Source organism: Stenotrophomonas sp. STEN023, from assembly GCF_056760135.1.
This window is the reverse complement of the sequence record NZ_JBRREF010000155.1, coordinates 1-2,902: the sequence shown is the minus strand read 5'-3', so window position 1 is coordinate 2,902 and position 2,902 is coordinate 1. Positions and strand designations below refer to the sequence as shown.

3 protein-coding genes are annotated in these 2,902 nt (G+C 65.0%); 2 read left to right on the top strand and 1 reads right to left on the bottom strand.

Annotated features, from left to right (window positions below; translation table 11 throughout):
• Positions 1 to 91 precede the first annotated feature (91 nt).
• Positions 92 to 952 (bottom strand): EamA family transporter, encoded by an 861-nt coding sequence (locus ACVOLV_RS22085; RefSeq protein ID WP_481556226.1) that lies wholly within the window; start codon positions 950 to 952, stop codon positions 92 to 94.
• Positions 953 to 1,014: 62 nt separating this feature from the next.
• Here ACVOLV_RS22085 and ACVOLV_RS22080 point away from each other — a divergent pair, with 62 nt between their 5' ends.
• Complete coding sequence (locus tag ACVOLV_RS22080) at positions 1,015 to 1,686, top strand: alpha/beta hydrolase (RefSeq protein ID WP_481556225.1); 672 nt, start codon at positions 1,015 to 1,017, stop codon at positions 1,684 to 1,686.
• 2 nt (positions 1,687 to 1,688) lie between these two features.
• Positions 1,689 to 2,783, top strand: coding sequence for a cell division protein ZapE (gene zapE / locus ACVOLV_RS22075; protein WP_481556224.1), 1,095 nt, complete (start codon positions 1,689 to 1,691; stop codon positions 2,781 to 2,783).
• Positions 2,784 to 2,902: the final 119 nt, after the last annotated feature.

Genomic DNA, 2,902 nt, shown 5'->3' with positions numbered 1-2,902 from the left:
GGGGGGGGGTTGTTGCCCCCCCCCGACTCCCCCCGCCAGGGGGAGGGTCGGGGAGGGGTGCCTTTGCTGTTGCTCCAGATCAGCAAAACCCTCAAAACGTACCGCGCGCAATCAAGGCAATCGCCACCACCGCCAGCGCCAGGCCAACGCGGTTCCACACGCTGGTCTTCTCACCAAACACCAGCACGCCGACCAGCGCACCCAGGCACACCACGCCAATATTCATCCCGGCAAAGATCGTCGCCGGGCTGTGCGGCAGCGCCTGGTGCGCTCGCACGTAAAACAGAATGTTGCCGAAGTTGAGCAGGCCCAGCAGCAGCCCAAAGCGAAGATTGGCATCTGTCAGCCGGCTCTTGCCGCTGACATGCCGCTGCAGCTGCCATCCCAGCATCAGCACGAAGGCGATGCCGAAGCTCACCAACAAGGCTGCGGTTGAGGGCGTACCGGCCGCGGCTACCTGCTTGAGCAGGATGTCGATCAAGGCGAAGCCAGCCCAAACACCCAGCAACCAACCCCAGCTGGAGCGCGAGCGCTCCGTGGTACCGCCATCGCGCGCGGTCACCCCGACAATCGCCAGCAGTCCCAATCCCAAGCCAGCCAGCTTCCAACCATTGGCTTGTTCGCCGAACAGCAGGAAGGCGGCAGCCAGCGACAACAGCAAGGACAGGCGTTGGGCCACGTCGCTGCGCACGATGCCGGCCTCGCGTACCGCGCGGGCAAGCACCAGGAAGATGCCGGGCAGCGCCACGGCCAGCCCAAGCAGCGCCAGCCACGGCGTATGCCCGCTCTGCAGCGACTGCAGTGAAGGTTCGAGGAACAGCAGCGACAGTACGCTGGCGGCCAGATAGTTCCAGGTCACCGCCTGGGGAATATCGATGCCTTGGCGCGGCGCCAGTTTCAGCAGCACCGAGACCAGAACACTGCAGATCACACTCAGGACAAGGAAATGCATGGATTTGGGCAGTTGTGAAGGGCGGGCGTGAAGCCGCCGGACGGGGCCGCTATTATGGCCGCATGCAAACTCTCCCATTCCCCCACGAATCGGCGACGCTGATGTTGGACGGCCCGGCCGGTCCGCTGGAAGTCGGTGTCGACCTGCCCGATGGCGAGGCCACCGCGCGTCCGATCATCGCCGTCATCTGCCATCCGCTGTCCATCGAGGGCGGCAGCATGCACAACAAGGTGGTGACCATGGTGTCGCGCGCGCTGCGCGACCTCGGCATCACCACCGTGCGTTTCAACTTCCGCAGTGTCGGCGCTTCGGTTGGTACCTACGACAACGGCGAAGGCGAAGCCGACGACCTGCGCGCCGTGGTCAACTGGGTGCGCAGCGAACGCCCGGACGCCGCGTTGTGGCTGGCCGGTTTCAGCTTCGGTGCCTATGTATCGTTGCGCGCCGCCGCGCAGCTGCAGCCGCAGGCCTTGATCTCGATCGCGCCGCCGGTTGGCCGCCGTACCTGGGATTTCTCCGAAGTGCAGCCGCCGGCCAACTGGCTGGTAGTGCAGGGCGATGCCGACGAAGTGGTGGATGCGCAAGGCGTGTACCAGTGGCTGGAATCGCTGCCGAATCCGCCGCAGTTGGTGCGCATGCCCGATACCTCGCACTTCTTCCATCGCAAGCTGATCGACCTGCGTGGCGCCATCCAGCATGAAGTGCGGCGCTGGCTGCCCGACGGCAGCAACTGAGCATGGATGCAATGACTCCCTCACAACGCTACGCCGCCGGCGTGGCCCGCGGCGACTGGCGCGATGATGTTGCCCAGCACGCCGCGCTGGCCGAGTTGGATCGCATCCATCTGGCCATTGTCGATAGCGCGCAGGACGGCTGGCTTGATCGTTTGTCGGCGTTCTGGAAGAAGCCCGAGCCGGTAAAGGGCCTGTATTTCTGGGGCGGCGTTGGCCGCGGCAAGACCTTCCTGGTTGACCTGTTCTACGACGGCCTGCCGATCGAACAGAAGTACCGCACCCACTTCCACCGCTTCATGCGCGGCATCCACGAACAGCTGCACCTGCATCAGGGGCAGAGCGATCCGCTGGCCAAGATCGCCCAACAGTGGCGCGACAAGCTGCGCGTGCTGGTGCTGGATGAATTCTTCGTCACCGACATCGGCGATGCGATGTTGCTGGGACGTTTGCTGGAGCGACTGTTTGCCGAGGGTGTGACCTTGGTGACCACCTCCAATACGGCGGTGGAGAACCTCTATCTCAACGGCTTGCAGCGCGACAGCTTCCTGCCGGCGATTGCCTTGCTGGAGAAGTATTGCGTCGAGCTGTATGCCGAAGGCACCGAGGACTACCGCATGCGCGCGCTGACCCGCTCGCCGGTATACCGCGCGCCGCTCGATGCTGAGAGTGATGCGTGGCTGGCCGGACGCTGGAAGGAGCTGAGCGGTGCAGAAGAAGCACGCGGCGGAAACATCCAGATCGAGGGGCGCAAGATCCCGGTGCGTGGCCGTGGCAAGAGCATTGCCTGGTTTGATTTCGCGGCCCTGTGCGAAGGCCCGCGCGGGCCGGCGGACTACATCGAGATCGCCCGCGAGTTCACCACCGTGCTGCTGGGCGGCATTCCGCATTTCGATCGCATGAACGAAGATGCCGCGCGCCGCTTCGTCAATCTGATCGATGAGCTGTACGACCGTCAGGTCAACCTGGTCTGCACCGCCCAGGACGCACCGCCGTTGCTGTACAGCGGCACCCGCCTGGCCGGTGCCTTCGAGCGCACCGCCAGCCGCCTGATCGAGATGCAGAGCGCCGAGTACCTGGGCACCGCGCACCGCAACTGATCCTGTAGTGGCCGGGCCGGCTCCGCCCATAAGGACAAGCCCCACACCAGCGTGGGGGGGGGGGGGGGGGGGGTGGGGGGGGTTTTTGGGGTGGAAACGCACGGCAAAAAACCACCCCC

Bases quoted from the DNA above. Each gene is read 5' to 3' on its own strand.
- ACVOLV_RS22080 (WP_481556225.1), top strand. From the start codon at position 1,015: ATGCAAACTCTCCCATTCCCCCACGAATCGGCGACGCTGATGTTGGAC.
- ACVOLV_RS22085 (WP_481556226.1), bottom strand. From the start codon at position 952: ATGCATTTCCTTGTCCTGAGTGTGATCTGCAGTGTTCTGGTCTCGGTG.
- zapE (WP_481556224.1), top strand. From the start codon at position 1,689: ATGGATGCAATGACTCCCTCACAACGCTACGCCGCCGGCGTGGCCCGC.